The organism is Mycobacterium sp. (genome assembly GCF_035274705.1).
In the GTDB taxonomy this organism is placed as follows: domain Bacteria; phylum Actinomycetota; class Actinomycetes; order Mycobacteriales; family Mycobacteriaceae; genus Mycobacterium.
In genome coordinates, this window is the sequence record NZ_DATENY010000143.1 from 1 (window position 1) to 15,771 (window position 15,771).

The 15,771-nt window shown below is 65.1% G+C and carries 14 protein-coding genes and 1 pseudogene; 9 read left to right on the plus strand and 6 right to left on the minus strand.

Translation table 11 applies throughout. The features are described 5' to 3' along the window. Positions 1 to 1,345, minus strand: a pseudogene (locus VJV41_RS28590) (hypothetical protein); the annotation flags it as partial. A 243-nt stretch (positions 1,346 to 1,588) separates the two neighbouring features. Between VJV41_RS28590 and VJV41_RS28595 the strand changes: the two are divergent. Both VJV41_RS28595 and VJV41_RS28600 read left to right on the plus strand, forming a co-directional pair. Beyond that, positions 1,589 to 1,999, plus strand: a complete 411-nt coding sequence (locus VJV41_RS28595) for a phage holin family protein (RefSeq protein WP_325339568.1) — start codon at positions 1,589 to 1,591, stop codon at positions 1,997 to 1,999. Next, positions 1,986 to 2,288: a DUF3618 domain-containing protein gene (locus tag VJV41_RS28600; RefSeq protein WP_325339570.1), complete on the plus strand. Its 303-nt coding sequence runs from the start codon at positions 1,986 to 1,988 to the stop codon at positions 2,286 to 2,288. Before VJV41_RS28595 ends, VJV41_RS28600 begins: the two co-directional genes overlap by 14 nt. A 42-nt stretch (positions 2,289 to 2,330) precedes the next feature. Here VJV41_RS28600 and VJV41_RS28605 read toward each other — a convergent pair whose 3' ends face one another. Next, positions 2,331 to 4,049, minus strand: coding sequence for a GAF domain-containing sensor histidine kinase (locus VJV41_RS28605; protein ID WP_325339572.1), 1,719 nt, complete (start codon positions 4,047 to 4,049; stop codon positions 2,331 to 2,333). Between the two features lie 87 nt (positions 4,050 to 4,136). Beyond that, on the minus strand, positions 4,137 to 4,814 hold the full coding sequence (locus VJV41_RS28610; RefSeq protein ID WP_325339573.1) for a hypothetical protein: 678 nt from the start codon (positions 4,812 to 4,814) through the stop codon (positions 4,137 to 4,139). 150 nt (positions 4,815 to 4,964) lie between these two features. Between VJV41_RS28610 and VJV41_RS28615 the strand changes: the two genes are divergently transcribed. Together VJV41_RS28615 and VJV41_RS28620 are read left to right on the plus strand one after the other, a co-directional pair. Next, positions 4,965 to 6,071: a 3-oxoacyl-ACP synthase III family protein gene (locus tag VJV41_RS28615; RefSeq protein WP_325339575.1), complete on the plus strand. Its 1,107-nt coding sequence runs from the start codon at positions 4,965 to 4,967 to the stop codon at positions 6,069 to 6,071. Beyond that, positions 6,055 to 6,954 carry a 3-oxoacyl-[acyl-carrier-protein] synthase III C-terminal domain-containing protein gene (locus VJV41_RS28620; protein ID WP_325339577.1) on the plus strand — a complete coding sequence of 300 codons (900 nt, stop codon included), beginning with the start codon at positions 6,055 to 6,057 and terminating at the stop codon, positions 6,952 to 6,954. The genes VJV41_RS28615 and VJV41_RS28620 overlap by 17 nt, the downstream gene beginning before the upstream one ends. Here the strand turns inward: VJV41_RS28620 and VJV41_RS28625 are convergent. The 3 genes from VJV41_RS28625 to VJV41_RS28635 form a co-directional block, all read right to left on the minus strand. Further along, the gene (locus tag VJV41_RS28625) at positions 6,951 to 8,711 is read right to left on the minus strand and encodes an MOSC and FAD-binding oxidoreductase domain-containing protein (RefSeq protein ID WP_325339580.1); all 1,761 of its coding nucleotides are present in this window, start codon (positions 8,709 to 8,711) and stop codon (positions 6,951 to 6,953) included. The genes VJV41_RS28620 and VJV41_RS28625 overlap by 4 nt on opposite strands. A 209-nt stretch (positions 8,712 to 8,920) precedes the next feature. Further along, positions 8,921 to 9,337 carry a pyridoxamine 5'-phosphate oxidase family protein gene (locus tag VJV41_RS28630; RefSeq protein WP_325339582.1) on the minus strand — a complete coding sequence of 139 codons (417 nt, stop codon included), beginning with the start codon at positions 9,335 to 9,337 and terminating at the stop codon, positions 8,921 to 8,923. Between the two features lie 87 nt (positions 9,338 to 9,424). Beyond that, positions 9,425 to 11,272 (minus strand): pyruvate kinase, encoded by a 1,848-nt coding sequence (locus VJV41_RS28635; protein WP_325339583.1) that lies wholly within the window; start codon positions 11,270 to 11,272, stop codon positions 9,425 to 9,427. A 148-nt stretch (positions 11,273 to 11,420) separates the two neighbouring features. Between VJV41_RS28635 and VJV41_RS28640 the strand changes: the two genes are divergently transcribed. The 5 genes from VJV41_RS28640 to VJV41_RS28660 all read left to right on the plus strand — a co-directional run. Next, positions 11,421 to 12,518: a 4Fe-4S dicluster domain-containing protein gene (locus VJV41_RS28640; protein WP_325339585.1), complete on the plus strand. Its 1,098-nt coding sequence runs from the start codon at positions 11,421 to 11,423 to the stop codon at positions 12,516 to 12,518. Beyond that, positions 12,511 to 13,362 carry an FAD/NAD(P)-binding protein gene (locus VJV41_RS28645; protein WP_325339587.1) on the plus strand — a complete coding sequence of 284 codons (852 nt, stop codon included), beginning with the start codon at positions 12,511 to 12,513 and terminating at the stop codon, positions 13,360 to 13,362. Before VJV41_RS28640 ends, VJV41_RS28645 begins: the two co-directional genes overlap by 8 nt. After that, a complete protein-coding gene (locus VJV41_RS28650) occupies positions 13,363 to 14,121 on the plus strand; it encodes an oxidoreductase (protein ID WP_325339589.1) in 759 nt (252 codons plus the stop codon). It abuts the gene before it with no gap. Beyond that, positions 14,118 to 15,410 (plus strand): Ni/Fe hydrogenase subunit alpha, encoded by a 1,293-nt coding sequence (locus tag VJV41_RS28655; RefSeq protein ID WP_325339591.1) that lies wholly within the window; start codon positions 14,118 to 14,120, stop codon positions 15,408 to 15,410. The genes VJV41_RS28650 and VJV41_RS28655 overlap by 4 nt, the downstream gene beginning before the upstream one ends. Then, positions 15,407 to 15,771: hydrogenase maturation protease (locus VJV41_RS28660; protein WP_325339593.1), on the plus strand; the 365-nt coding region annotated here is incomplete at its 3' end. The genes VJV41_RS28655 and VJV41_RS28660, both read left to right, overlap by 4 nt.

A 15,771-nucleotide genomic window follows, 5' to 3' on the forward strand; every position in this document is an offset into this window, starting at 1 on the left:
GCGTCGCCACCTCCACCGAACTCGCCGCAGGCGTAGCAGGCACCGGCGGAACAGGAGGCGTCACATTGCTCGCCGCACTCTGAACCGGCACAGCCGGCACCGCCGGAACCGGAGGCGTCGCCACCTCCACCGAACTCGCCGCAGGCGCAGCAGGCACCGCCGGAACAGGAGGCGTCACATTGCTCGCCGCACTCTGAACCGGCGCAGCCGGCACAGGCGGAACCGGAGGCGTCGCCACCTCCACCGAACTCGCCGCAGGCGTAGCGGGCACCGGCGGAACCGGAGGAGCGACGTTCTCAACGGAACTGGCGGCCGGAACTGCAGGAGCCGGCGGAACGGGCGGCGAGAAAGTCTCAACCGCATTCGCGGCCGGAACACCGCTAGCCGGAGGAGCTGGTGGCGTCGCAGTTCCCGCGGCACCCTGGACCGGCGCAGCTGGCGCTGGCGGTCCTGGAGGCGTCGCGGCCTCGACCGAACTCGCTGCCGGTACAGCGGGAGCCGGCGGGGCGGGCGGCGAGAAGGTTTCGACGGCATTCGCCGCAGGCACAGCGGATGCCGGTGGCGCCGGAGGCGTTACCTGGCCGGCCGCATCTTGAATCCCACCACTTGGTGCGGGCGGAACCGGCGGCCCGACTTGAGCCGCCGCATCCTGAACACCAGCACTCGGCGCCAGCGGCCCTACTTGAGCCGCCGCATCCTGAACTCCAGCACTCGGCGGCGGAACCGGAGGAGCCGCCTGCGCCGCAGCATCCTGAACTGCGCCGCTCGGTGCGGGCGGCGAAGGAGGAGCGACAACCTGTCCCGCATTTGCCACCGGCGCAGAGGGGGCCGGCGGAGCCGGTGGCACCGGAACCTCGACTGCGTTGGCGGCCGGCACAGCCGGTGCAGGCGGCAGCGGAGGCGCAACGTTGCCGGCGGCTGCCTGGATCGGAGCACCCGGCAGCGGCGGAGTCGGAGACGCCGGAATTTGAACTGAGCTGGCCGCGGGGACGGCCGGCAGCGGCGGGGCGGGAGGCGTTACCCCTGATGCCGAGCTGACAACCGATGCCGGCGGCAGCGGCGGAGTAAGCGGCGGAGTAATTCCCACTACCGAACTGGCCGGAGGAACAACGACGGGCGGCGACGGCGGTGGACCGGCAGTGAACGCCGAACTCGCCGACTGCAGCGACTGCTGGAGGTTGGCCGGATTGGTCACGAGCTGCTGCACGATTCCTATGCACGGCACACCGCCGTGGGTCGTGTCGGCCGTGGCAGGGGCCGCGAACGGGCTCAACAATGGCACCGCCAGATACGCCCCCGCGGTGCCCACGGCCATAATGACCAGCCGATTCGTGGTCCGTGACATCGTCTTTCCAGCCTCTCTGCGCCTGAACCTGTGGGCCGGACGCGTCTTGCTTGTGAGTTCACTGAACAGTCGATCGTCAAATTTTCCGACGCGACAATTGCGGCGTTACCCAACCGTTGCGAAGGAGAGGCGGTCTCGTCACCGCACCGATACCCCGCGCGAAAACGAGCGGGTGTTTGGGCTGACCCCACCGGGGCATCACTGTCTTGGAGCAAAAACCAACCAACCAGGGGTGGGTATGCGATGAGTCTCGAATCGAAGCCGGCCACAGTCACGTCGATCGGCGAGTTGATGAGTCAGCTGTCGTCGCAAACATCTCGGCTGATCCGCGACGAGATGCGGCTGGCGCAAAAGGAGTTCCAGGAATCCACCAAACACGCGGGCTTCGGTGCCGGCCTGTTCAGCGTGGCTGGTGTGCTCGCGTTTTTCGGTGCGGCGACATTCATCGCCGCGGCGGTTGCGGCGCTGGCATTGGTGATGTCGGTGTGGGCCGCCGCCCTAATCGTCGGCGTCGTCTTATTCGCCGCCGCTGGAATCGCCGCTCTCGTCGCCCGCAATCAAACGCAGGAAGCCACCCCAGCCGCACCCAGAACCGTCCAAACGGTGAAAGAAGACATTCGAGAGTTGAAGGACGCACGCCATGACCGGACCTGACGGCACTCGACCGGAGCCGGGGCCCGACGCCGGCATCGACGACATCACGGCCGACATCGAACAAACCCGCAGGGAGCTCGGCGAGACAGTGCAAGCGTTGTCGGCCAAACTCGACGTCAAGGAACGGACCAATCAGAAAGCCGAGGAGACCAAGCAGCGCGTCTTAGACATGGCCGACACTCTGCGGCACACCGCGACGGATAGGCCGAAGCGCACGGTGCCGGTGGCGGCGCTCTTACTGCTCGGCGTGCTCACTGTGGGAATCGTCATCTGGAAGAGGCGCCACTAAGTTTCGGCCCAAACCAGCTGCGGGACAAGCGGTCCGGCGCCCTCACGGCATGGGTGCGCGCCACGTCAACTTCGTGCCCCCGGTAGCCACCTTGTCCACGTTGAACGACCCACCGGCGTCGTCGGCGCGCTTACGGAGGTTGCGCAGGCCGCTCCCGGTGATCTCGGCGGGAATGCCTTTGCCGTCGTCGACGACATCGATGCACAACTCGTCGCCAACGGCGACGTTGACGGTGATACTGTGCGCATCGGCATGCCGGACCGCATTCGAGACCGCTTCTCGGACAACAGCTTCGGCATGATCGGCCAGCACGGCATCGACCACCGACAGCGGACCTGTGTACTGCACCGTGGTACGCAGCTCGGACGAGGAAAACTGCGCGACGGCCTCGTCCAAGCGTTGACGCAGTCGGGTGACTCCAGATGAAGCACCGTGGAGATCGAAGATCGCGGTGCGAATCTCCTGGATGACTTCTTGGAGATCGTCGACGCATTCCGTAAGCCGCTGCTGCACTTCCGGTAGACGAGCCCGAGGGATCGTCCCCTGAAGCGCAAGGCCGACGGCAAAGAGCCGCTGGATGACATGATCGTGCAGGTCTCGCGCGATGCGGTCACGGTCGGTGAGGATGCTCAGCTCGCGCATTTGGCGTTGCGTGCTGGCCAACTGCCAGGCCAGTGCTGCCTGGTCCGCAAACGCGGCCATCATGTCGAACTGCTCAGAGGTGAAGGGTTGCGCCCCCGCAGGCCGAAGCGCAACGAGTACACCCGCGACGGCCTCGCTGGCCCGCAATGGCAGAACAAGCGCCGGGCCGGCAAGCGCTGTCTGGTCGGTTCCCAGATCGAAATGGTCGAAGCGTGCGGGAGTGCGCTGCACAAACGCTTCGCCGATCAACGTTCCGGGCACCGGAATCGAACGCAACTCCGCCACCGCCCCGTCACCCGAGGTCGCGGCGACCACCAGCTCGTCGGTCTCGCTTGCGGGAGCGTCGGGATCGACGGGCACGGCCACCAAGGTTGACTGGGCACCGCTGAGGACGCGGGATTCGTCGGCGACCAGGCGAAACACCCGCGCCGGATCGGTACCCGACAGCAGCTCGGTGCCGATATCCCGGGTGGCCTCGATCCACGACTGTCGCGTCTTCGACGTTTCGTACAGCCGTGCGTTGTCGATAGCGATTCCCGCCGCAGCGGCCAGGGCCTGGACGAGGACCTCGTCGTCCTCGCTGAACGGTTGCCCGTTCGACTTCTCGGTCAGGTACAGGTTGCCGAAGACCTCGTCACGGATGCGCACTGGCACCCCGAGGAAGGTCCGCATCGGCGGGTGGTTGGGCGGAAAGCCCACCGACGAGGCATGGTGCGAGATGTTGTCGAGGCGAATGGGTTTCGGGTCATCGATCAACACGCCGAGCACCCCGCGCCCTTCGGGCAGATGGCCGATCTTCTCGCGCATCGCTTCGTCGATGCCCTCGTAGACGAATTCGACCAGTTCGTGGTCGTGGCCGCGCACACCCAGTGCTCCGTACCGAGCGTCGACCAGCTCGATGGCGGTGTGCACGATCGTCCGAAGCGTTTGATCCAGTTCGAGGCCCGAGGTCACCACCAACATGGCTTCCAGCAGACCGTCGAGCCGGTCGCGGCCCTCGACAATCTGCTCGACGCGGTCCTGGACCTCTGAGAGGAGCTCACGCAGACGCAACTGCGACAGGGTGTCACGCAGTGGACGCGCGCTTGGGTCAACATTCGACCCGGCATCGTCAAACACGCCACCATGATTCCATTCACCGAGGCGGACAGCGAAGAATCGGCGGCATTGACGAGGGATTACCGGCGCGAGCCTTCGGTCCTGTCGCTAAAGGGGCGCCAAAACCGTCTCGACGCTTCGCTGTGACGACGCTCGGCGTGTTCGCTGGGCACGATCGCGTATACCTCGCATCATCTTCTGCTCCATGATGAAATGCGGAATGTCGAAGCTCGCGTGGCCGACAGCGCCGCCGCTGCCGCGAGCCAGCAGGCGAGTCCACCCGTACGTGCGCCGCAGATAAAGCGCCCATGCACCGGAGGCCTTTTCGCCTCTCTGCACTCGCTCGAAGTCGGGCGGCGACATCAGCACCAAATGCGATCCCGGCTCGACGGCGGCCACGACTTGCCGGCCGACGTCGCCGTATCGCTTCGCCAGCCAAACGGTGTCGCCGACGCGCACGTCCTGCCATTCCTCGTGAATCGTGTGCGCATTGTGGATGTGGGCGCCGACCGCCCGTTCCAACACTGAATAGCTGTAGAAGCCGCCGCGATCTTCGCCGATCTGGACCAGCCACGGCCAGACCGCGCGGATCGGTGCGTCGATCGTCACGGCCCGTGTGGTCCGCGGTGTGTTCGCCGAAACAAGCTCGTCCCCCGGAAGCTCGGCGCTGATCTCGTTGTCGTCAGCACCCCACGTGTACATCCACGGCCGCAAAATGGCGCGGTAGAGGGCGGCGCCGGTGGCCACAGCCATCGATCCCGCGAGAAGAGGTCGCTGTTTGCCCATGCACCGAGACTAGGAATTGAGGGGCGCACTAACGAAGAGACGAAGGTCCCAAGCACCAAGGACCAACGCACGCCCTGTGGGACTTTTGGCCATCGTTCAGTTGCCATAGACCCCTACTGCGTTCACGAAGCCGAAACACATGATCAGTCGATGACGCGCAGTCACTGGCTGGTGATGGAGCCACCTGACGGGCAATCGCCCACACCGTTTCTTACGCGCCTGGCCGGCGCTGGACGGCATCTGCCTACCACGCATCTGACAACCGACACGTTGATGTCCACCACGCGCCACCACACCCACATCGACCTCGAACGGCTGACCGGCATCCACGAACGTCGCGTGTCGGTGGGCGACGAGGATTCCTACAGCCTGGCGACGTCGGCGGCCCTGGACTGTCTCGGCAAGGCGCAGCGCGATGCCGCCTCGATCGACGTCGTGATCAGTTGCAGCATCACAAAATTCCGCGGTGGGCTCACGCAGTGGGTCGAGCCGTCGATGAGCAGCTTCGTCGCCCGTGCCATCGGGGCGACACAGGCGATGACGTTCGACCTGTCAAACGCGTGCGCAGGAATGCTGACCGGTGTGACGGTGGCCAACAACTGGATTCGGCAGGGAACCATCGAGCGCGCGCTGGTGGTCAGCGGCGAGTACATCTCCCAGCTCGGCCAGAATGCGGCTCGCCATATTCGCAACATCATGAGCAAAGAGCTCGCGTCGTTGACACTCGGCGACGCGGGAGCGGCCCTTTGCCTCGAACGCGCCGGCCCGGAATCGGCCGGAATCCAGCTCGCCGGCTTCACCACCGTGGCCGACTACAGCCGGCTGTGCCTGGCTTATCCGAAGGGGCACGAGCCCGCCGCAAGGATGTTCACCGACGCCAGGGGAATACACAAGGCGGCGATGTCCAACACTCCCCTGCTACTGCACGAAGTGCTTGACACAGTGGGCATCTCGATACACGACATCGACCACGTCATCACCCATCAAACGTCGGCGCGCGCGATCCGAAAGGGCATGGCCAAGATGGCGGCGTCATTCGGTGACAGTCCCCGCCACGACGCGGTGATCACCGTCGACCGGTATGGCAATACCGCGTCGACGACCCACACCGTCGCCCTGGTCGAAGAGCTCAGAGCCGGACACATTCGGCCCGGCGAAACGGTGGCCTTGATTGCGTTGGCGTCCGGTCTCGAGATCGGCATCGTGCTGCTGACGGTGGACGAGGAATTGGTGGATCGCTATGGGCACAGTGATTGACCGGGTTGCGGTCACCGAGGGAGGCTGGCGAAATCGCCATAGCGCCCTGCGTCTTGCCGTACAAACGGCCAAAGACTGTCTCCACGCGGCCGGGCGCGGGGCCGATGATGTCGACCTGCTGATCAATGCCGGGATCTATCGCGACCGCAATCTGGGCGAACCCGCCCTCGCCGCAATGATTCAACAGGACATCGGCGCAAATCCCGAAGACCCGCATGCGCACGGCCATGGCACATTCTCATTCGACATCGCCAACGGAAGTTGTGGAGTGCTGACGGCCCTACAGATCGTCGACGGTTTCCTGAAGTCACATGCGATCGACTGTGCCCTCGTGGTGACAAGCGATGCCGATCCCGGACACGGCATGAGTGAGAACTTTCCGTTTTCACCGGCCGGGGCGGCCCTGCTCTGCAATTGGGCCGACGACGGCGGCGTCGAGGGCGTTCACTGGGTCAACGTTCCTGATGAAGGCGAAAGCTTCAATGCCACCGTAGGACTCGTCGACGGACGCAACGTGCTTCGCTTCGGGGTGTCGGACGACCACGAAGACCAATTCGCGGCTGCGGCGGCACAGGCCGCCGACAAGTGCTTGCGCGCGTCGTCGCTCGAACTTGGCGACGTCGACGCGATAATCGCCGCGCCCGCTGGCCGTCGCTACCGAGCCGCACTAGCCAGACATCTGGGAGTACCCGCCGGACAGATCGTCGTCGCCGACGACGAGGACATGAACACCGCCTCGTTGGCGGCCGCATTCGACCGTGCGGCACCCCAATTCCGGGCCGGTGACCGGGTTCTGCTCATCGCGGCAGGCGCAGGCATCGCCGCCGGCGCCGCACTGTACCGGGTGCCGTCCGCCGGAGGTCATCCGAAAATGGCACGTTAGAGATCAACGACGACTGGCTCCGATGGCGTCGAAATGCAGATGAGGATGCTGCCTTCGGCAGGCGGTTGCAGCGGTTCGAGGTCATACCGAACCCGTCCTGACAGCAGCGCTGTTTCGCAGTTGTGGCAGACCCCGGTGCGGCATGACCATCGGGTCGGCACGTCGCAGGCTTCGGCGAACTCAAGCAGGCTGCTGTAGTGCGGCCCCCATGGTGCCGAGATAGCGCTGCGCGCGAACTGGATTTCGGGACCGTCGCCGGCCGGGCCCTCCGGGAGATGCGGGGGTCTCAGCTCAGCGGCGATTCCGGGCGTGAGTGCGCCGTGGGCTCCGAATATTTCGCTGTGGATCGCCCGCGGTTCCAGACCGTAAGTGGCGAGTCCCTCGCTGAGTTCGTCCATGAAGGAAGCGGGTCCACACAGAAAGGCGTGTGCGTTGTGGGGCGGGCCGAGTCGGCGGAGCTCTTCGGCAGTGAGCCGGCCCTGCTCGGTGTAGTCGACACCTTCGCGATCGGTGGGCATCGGACGGCTGTAATAGATATGGGATTGACTGCGGGGCAATCGCTTCAATAGCCCGCGAGCTTCTTGAGCGAAGGGGTGTTCTGAGCTGTCGCGGGCGCCGTGCAGCCACCAGACAGGTCGTGTGGAGCCGTTATCGACCAAGGAGTACAGCATGGAAAGGACAGGGGTCACTCCGACTCCGGCGGAAACCAATAGCACCGGCGCCTGACCGTCATCGAGGAAGAAAATGCCGCGAGGCGCTGCGACGTCGAGGACATCGCCGATGTTCACGTGCTCGTGGATATGTCGGCTGACTGTGCCGTAGGTCTCCCTTTTGACACTGATTCGGTATTCGTCGGACCCGGGCTCGTTGGACAACGAGTAGTTGCGGATGAGCGGCGCACTCCCCGACTCGGGCAGTATTCGCAGGGTGATCGATTGGCCTGCAAGCCATTTAGGTAAGCGCGAACGGTCGGGGCTGACAAGTGTTACCGAACGAACGTGTCGACTTTCATCGTGAATGGCGGTCACTTGCAGCGGCCGGAAACCCGGCCACGCCGGCGGTGGGTTGATGACGCCCGTCAATCCGCTATTGCCCTGCGCCGCCGCGTCACCGCCACCCTGGTCGGCCAGGCTCCGTAGGGAGGTCTTCCAACCTGGGCTCAGCGCAGGGATGCGAAGTGCGCGCTCGAGCGCGTCGCGAGGATGCCCCGGTAAGTAGAGCAACGCGTCGATCTCGGCGACGGTCACCTGTTCTGGCCCGGTGCTGATCTTGACGATCTCCTGTCCAGCCTCGACGTCGCCTTCAGCCAGTACTCGACAATAAAAACCTGGTCGCCGATGCGACACGAGCAGAGCCGCCATGCGAGGCTCGCCGAGGCGCAATCCGACGCGGTAGCAGGTGACCCGCGGCTGGGTGACTTCGAAGACGGCTTCGCCGATCCGATAGCGATCGCCGATGCACACCTCGTCGTCGGGGAGGCCGTCGACAGTGAAGTTCTCCCCGAAAGCACCCGGTGTGAGGTCGTCGCGGCGCAGTTCGGTAGCCCAGTGGCGGTAGGAGGCCTGTTGGTACACCAGCACCGCGCGGTTCTCTCCTCCGTGGCCGCCGAGGTCGCCTTGACCGTCACCGTCGATGTTGAGCCGGCGGACCATGCGGGGGCCGTCCACGGGCGTTTTCCACGCGCCGGTGTAAACGGTGCGGCCGTTCCAGCTCACGTTTTTCGGCATTCCGACGTTCACCGATACCAATTCGGCCATCCCGCTCGTCTCCTACAGCCGGTTGCTTACGTCGTTCAGCCAGAGTTGACCATGACGAACCGGGCAGGCACGATGATCGTCCTCGTAGCGGAGATCGACACGACGTTGCCGAAAAAGGACGAAAGTCAATGGGCAGCCGCCGCTGCGGCTACGCCGAGCACGCGGCGTCGTCTAGTTGAACAGCGTTGGATTCGAACGAGATTCGGTGGTCAATCGGGCTCTGAGCCAAAGACAAACCGTCGGCCGGTCACGCTCAATGGCCGGATGCGAACGAAATGTTGCTTCACCGTTGCCGTCCACGGCAGAAGCTGCGCCTGCTCCGCCTCGTCGATCTCCTCGTCGGTACGAAGCGTGTTCGCCATCCCCTTCACGATCACGCTCCAGCCTTCGGCAACGTTGTGGTCGTCGGCCTCGAACAGCACCCGGTTGTTGATCGCAGCGCTGACCAGCTTGGTGCCCTCGGCTGTGCGGAACAGCACGGTGCGGTGCTGGACGACGAAGTTGACGGGAAAGATCTCCGGTTCGCCGTCGACGCTCGTGACGAGCCGTCCCAGCGCAACGCCGGAAAGGAGATTCCAGCATTCGCTCTCCGGGAGGATAGAGATGGGTTGCGACTCTTCCGACATGGCCGCGATGTTACCGACCACCGGTGCCCAACGACATGGCCGGAAGTCCCAACAACCGACAACCAACGGCCCCCTGCCGCGTGGAGATCACGGAGAGCGCCACGAGTTCAGCTGGCGCAGTAAGGCGTTCTTCTTGTAGTGATGTTCGGCCATCCTGCAAAGGATGTCGTCGAGCACGACCACCGCCTCGTCGATGTGTGGCCCCTTGTTGAGCATGACGCATTCGGCCCGTCCGCTCATTGCGGCGTCGCTTATCTCCGCGCGCGACGGCAAACCGCTCTTCGCGAGTTGCTCCAGCACCTGCGTCGCCCAGATCACCGGGAGATGCGCCGCCTCACACAGCCAAAGGATCTCTTCCTGTAGTTCGGCCAGGCGTTCGTAACCGACCTCCACAGCGAGGTCACCGCGGGCGATCATCACGCCGACCCGGGGCCGGCGCGTCGCGGTGAGCAACAACTGCGGGAGCCGCTCGAACGCCCGCCGGGTCTCGATCTTGAGCACCACGCCCAGGTTGTCGCCGCCGAGCCGGGCCAACTCATCGTGTAGCCGCAGAACATCGGACGGGTCTTGCACGAACGACATCTGGACGATGTCGGCGATATCCACCACGGTGGCCAGGTCGGCTATGTCCTTGTCCGTCAGCGCCGGTATCGGCAAACGCGTATCCGGCACGTTGATCCCCTTGGCCGCTCGCAAGCGGGAGCCGTTCGTGGCGGCGCGCATGACCCGCACCTGGAGCATGTCGGGGTGCACGCCGAGGATTTCGCCGCCGATGCGGCCGTCGTCGAAGTGGATCTTCTCCCCGGCACGGGCGTTGTCGAAAACGTCGGGAAGCGTGCACCCGATCCACGGCACATCGCCAGTGTTGGCGGGCGCGGGCGAACAGTTTCGCGTGACATTCAACGTGTCACCCGGCCGCAGCATCAGGCTCTGCTCCATCTCGGGCAGGGCCCCGAGCTTGGTTGGGTCATCTGTGCCGTGGACGCTCAGCACCGTGCCCGTGGCTAGGTAGGTCGTCTTGTCCGTCGTCGCGAGGACTCCATCGGTCCCGTCGTCTGCAATCGTGAGATGCCGCTTCGCGCCACGGGTGTCGTACAAGTTGACGATGTCGCCGGCGCGGCGGCGACGCAACCACTCCGCGGGCACGGGCAATGACGTGAAGCTTGGGTTCGGTGGTGGCTTCGGGTTGTCATTCGAGGTCAACCATGCGTGTGCCGGCGCAACGATACGGCCGAGCGCGTCACGGGCTGGCCGGAGTTTGACCACCTGCGGCCCTGGCTGGATCGGTCCTGTACGAAGTTTCGGCCCGGCAAGGTCCATTGCGACGAGGCAGCTGCGACCCGCCTGGATGCTCGCCTGCCGGACATGATCGGCCATCGCACGCCACGCGGTTGGGCCGTCGTGCGCACAGTTGATCCGCGCCACGTCCATGCCGCGCTTGACCAGCTCTCGAATCAGATCGCGGTCCGTCGCTGCCTCAGACGGGAGGGTGACCATGATGCGTGTTTCGCGGTCGGCCGGCGACGGTCCGAGCAGTGCGTCGGTCCGGCTCTGCAACAGCCCGCGCCCCTCGTCTGCCCCCACCGCGGCAGGTTCGGGCGGATGCCATGTGCCTTCCAAGATCGCGCGCACCGCGGATCGGACAAGCCGAAGCGCCGCTTCGACGTGTGATTCGCTGCGCCCCAGCGAAGACAATCCGAAGGCCGCAAGGCGCCCCTGCAGTTCACGCAAGTCTGTCTGCCGAATTGCCCAGTAGTGCACGACATTTCGAGCGCTGGCATGATAGCCGGCTGCCGCGGCGGCGAGCCAGTCAGACCACGTCGATTCGGCCGCTTCCAGCTCCTCGAGCAGGTCGTCGAGATGGCCGAGCAATCGGACCAATTCGCGGTCGGTGGCATCGTCGCGCGCCAGCAAGTGAGTTAACCGCGACGACACCACATGACTCCTGCTCAGACAAACGCTGTACGGCAGGACGCTATCGGGCCAGGGTTACCTGCCGGTGAACACCGGCGAGGACCTTTGTCACCTAATCGTGGGACACAAAGACTGTGCATCGTGCCGCGAGTCGGAGCACGATAGGCCCATGAGTAGTGCGGTGATCAACGCCGCGGGATTGCACCAACTCGTGTCCACGCTGATCGACCGCGGATACCGTGTGGTCGGACCCACGCTGTCGGACAACGCGATCGTTCTTACCGAACTGACCTCCGCCGACGAGCTGCCGCAGGGCTGGGGCGTAGATGTCGGCCCGGGCCACTACCGGCTGCGCCGCCGCGACGACGACGCCTTGTTCGGCCACTCCGCGGGCCCGCAGTCGTGGAAGCAGTTCCTGCATCCGCCGCGACAGCGGCTGTGGACGTCCGACGAGACGGCGCCCGAGGAAACCCCGCGGTATGCGTTCATCGGCGTGCGGGCCTGCGACCTCTCGGCGATCGCGATGCTCAACGGCGTCCTGGGCGACGGAGCACATCCGGATCAGGGATTCGTGGGACGCCTCCGGCGGATCTTCGTCGTCGCCGTCAACTGCACCGAACCCGGCGGCCTGTGCTTCTGCGCATCGATGGGAACCGGACCCGCCGTCGGCCCCGGCTATGATCTGGCGCTCACCGAACGCATCGAGCCTGACGGTCGTCGTTACGTGGTGGATGTCGGCAGCGACGATGGCGCCGACGTCTTGGCCGCCCTCCCCCACCGGGATGCCACACCGAGCGAACTCGATTCCGCGCGAAGCGATGTCGCCGAAGCCGCGCACCATATGGGCCGTCAAATGCCGGCCGGCGACCTGCGTGAGTTGTTGATCGAGTCACGGGAGTCACCGCACTGGCAGGAGGTTGCCAGCCGCTGCCTGACGTGTGGCAACTGCACCATGGTGTGCCCCACCTGCTTCTGCACGAGCGTCGAGGATGTCACCGATCTCACCGGTGAGCACGCTGAGCGATGGATGAATTGGGCGTCGTGCTTCGAATTCGACTTCACGTTCGTGCACGAGGGCAACGTCCGCCAATCCGGCCCGTCGCGGTACCGGCACTGGATCACCCACAAGCTCGGTACGTGGCACGACCAGTTCGGTAGCACCGGGTGTGTTGGCTGTGGGCGATGTATCGCATGGTGCCCCACCGGGATTGACATCACCGAGGAGATGAACACCCTTGCGGGCCTGGCGGAGGAAGCCGATGACTGACACCGCGGCGTGGCCGGTGACACCGTCGGCGATGAGCCCAGTGCCATACCGGGTCAGTAGCCGGGTCAGCGAGAACCGTGATTCGGCCACGTTGCGTCTGGAGCCGGCGCGCGAACCGTTACCCGCGCCGCGCCCAGGCGAATTCATGATGATGTACGCGTTCGGGATCGGCGAGATCGCGATCTCCGTCAGCGGCGTGCCGACCGTCGACGACACCATCACCCACACGATCCGCTCGGTCGGTGCGGTGAGCCGGGCATTGCACGACGCACAGCCCGGCACGCTGATCGGCATGCGCGGCCCGTTCGGAACCCACTGGGGGTTGGCCGATGCCGAAGGACGAGATCTCGTCATCGTCGCCGGCGGAGTCGGGCTGGCACCACTGCGCCCCGTGGTGCTCGGCGCCCTCGCCGAACGTGACCGCTACGGGCGGGTGACGCTGATCGCCGGCGCCCGCTCCCGAGACGACTTCCTGTTCGACGAGGAACTTTCCGGCTGGGCACGCGATGACGCCATTGACGTCCACCTGACCGTCGACGTCCCGATCCAGGGCTGGCCGGGCGAGGTCGGATTCGTCACCGAGCCGCTGCGCAGGCTGCCGGTGCGCCCGGAGCAGACCACGGCGTTCCTCTGTGGTCCTGAGCCGATGATGCGAAACGGCGCGATTGAGCTCTTACGAAAGGGCGTGGCCGCCAGTGATATTCGAGTTTCGCTCGAACGCAACATGCAGTGCGGTATCGGCTGGTGCGGACATTGCCAGCTGGGCCCGCTGCTGTTGTGCCGCGACGGGCCAGTCGTCGGCTATGACGTCGCCGAACCCCTTCTGCGGGTCAGGGAGCTGTAGATGAGCACACCGACTTTGGCGGTCTGGAAATTCGCCTCGTGCGACGGCTGCCAGCTGACGCTGCTGGATTGCGAGGACGAACTGCTCACGCTCGCCGGCGAGGTGCAGATCGCCACCTTCCTCGAGGCCTCGAGTTCCATTGTCGGCGGACCCTACGACGTGTCGCTCGTGGAAGGTTCGGTCACCACGTCCGCCGATGAGCGGCGCATCAAAGAGATCCGCGAGCAGTCCAAGATCCTCGTCACGATCGGAGCCTGTGCCACCGCGGGCGGCGTGCAGGCATTGCGAAACTTCGCCGACGTCGGCGAATTCACTTCTGTGGTGTACGCCAAACCCGAGTACATCGACACGCTAGCCACGTCCACGCCGGCTGCGGCGCACGTCAAGGTCGACTATCAGTTGCAGGGCTGTCCGATCGATCGCGGCCAGCTGCTCGACACCCTGGCCGCTCTGCTGGTGGGGCGCAAACCCCGGCTGCCGGCCAAGACGGTGTGCACCGAATGCAAGATGCGCGGTGTGACGTGTGTCGTGGTGTCCGAGGGCATCCCGTGTCTTGGCCCGGTGACCCATGCCGGTTGTGGGGCGTTGTGCCCGTCCTACCATCGCGGCTGTTACGGGTGCTTCGGCCCGGCCGCCACACCCAATACCGCCGCGTTGATTCCGGTGCTGCGCCGTGACGGCATGTCGGGCGGCGATGTCGGCCGGGTGTTTTCGACGTTCAACGTCGCGAACTTCGCCAAGGAACGGAACGACGAGTGAATCCCGAGATCCGCACTCTTTCGGTCGGTGCGCTGACACGCGTCGAAGGTGAAGGCGCGCTTCATGTCACGCTGTCCGACGGCACCGTGGAGTCCGTCGAGCTGAACATCTATGAGCCGCCGCGGTTTTTCGAGGCGTTCTTGCGTGGCCGGGCATATACCGAGCCGCCCGACATCACCGCGCGGGTGTGCGGCATCTGCCCCGTCGCCTACCAGATCAGCGCCTGCAACGCGATCGAAGATGCTTGCGGTGTAACGGTTCCGCCCGAGCTGGTGGTGCTGCGTCGGCTGCTCTACTGCGGGGAATGGATCCATAGCCACGCGCTACACATCGTGCTGCTGCACGCGCCGGACTTTCTCGGGTATCCGGATGGCATCAGCATGGCCAAGGAGCGCCCCGAATTCATCGAACGCGGGCTGGCGTTGAAGAAGGCCGGCAACCGGCTGATGGAGCAGATCGGTGGGCGGGCCATCCACCCGATCAACGTGCGGCTCGGCGGCTTCTACTCGGTTCCGCATCCAAGCGATCTCAAACCGCTCGCCGAACAACTACGCCAAGCCCTCGACGACGCGCTCTCCATGGTGGAGTGGGTGGCCGAATTCGACTTCCCTGATGCAGAGTTCGACCACGAACTGTTGTCGCTGGCAGACAACGACCGCTATCCCATCGAGAACGGGACGATCCGTCGTAGCGTCGGCCCTACGTTTGATATCAGCGAATTCAGCGACCATGTCGTCGAAGCGCAGGTGCGACACTCCACCGCACTGCACGCGACCCTGGACGGCGACCGTTACCTGACCGGTCCGCTCGCGCGGTACTCCCTCAACTCCGCTGCGCTGTCACCGATCGCCCGGGAGGCTGCCACGCGTGCCGGGCTTGGGCCGCAATGCCGAAACCCGTTCCGCAGCATCGTGGTACGTGCTGTCGAAGTGGTGTATGCCGTCGAGGAGGCGCTGCGCATCATCGCCGAGTACCAGCGACCGGCACAGCCGTTCGTCGACGTTCCGGCGCGCGAGGGCGTCGGCCATGGTGTGAGCGAAGCGCCGCGGGGGCTGTTGTATCACCGCTACGAGATCGACGGTGACGGCCTGATCCGCGCGGCGGCGATCGTTCCGCCCACCGCCCAGAACCAGGCCGCCATCGAACACGAAATGGCCGAACTCGTAGCCGCCAACTTGACGTTGGACGACGCGACGCTGACATCGCTGTGCGAGAAGTCGATTCGCAACCACGACCCGTGCATCTCATGCTCTGCGCACTTTTTGACGCTGACCATCGACCGCAGATGAACCGCGACGTCGTCGTCATCGGCATCGGCAACGAATTTCGTCGCGACGACGGGGTGGGGCTTGCAGTGGCTGAGGTAGTCGCCAAACGCGGCGTGCCCGGTGTGCGTGTGGTCACCGCCGTCGGTGAACCCATTGCGATCCTCGAAGCCTGGAGCGATGCCCGGCTCGCGGTCGTCGTCGACGCGTCGACCGGAGAAGGCTGCAACCCCGGACAGATCCGACGCTGGATGCCCGGCGACGGGACCCCGCCGGGCGTAGTCAGCTCGCACGCCATCGGTCTGCCACAGGCATACGAGTTGGGCGAGGCGTTGGGCCAGATACCCCATCAGCTGGTTGTGCTTTGCGTCGATGTCGCCGACAC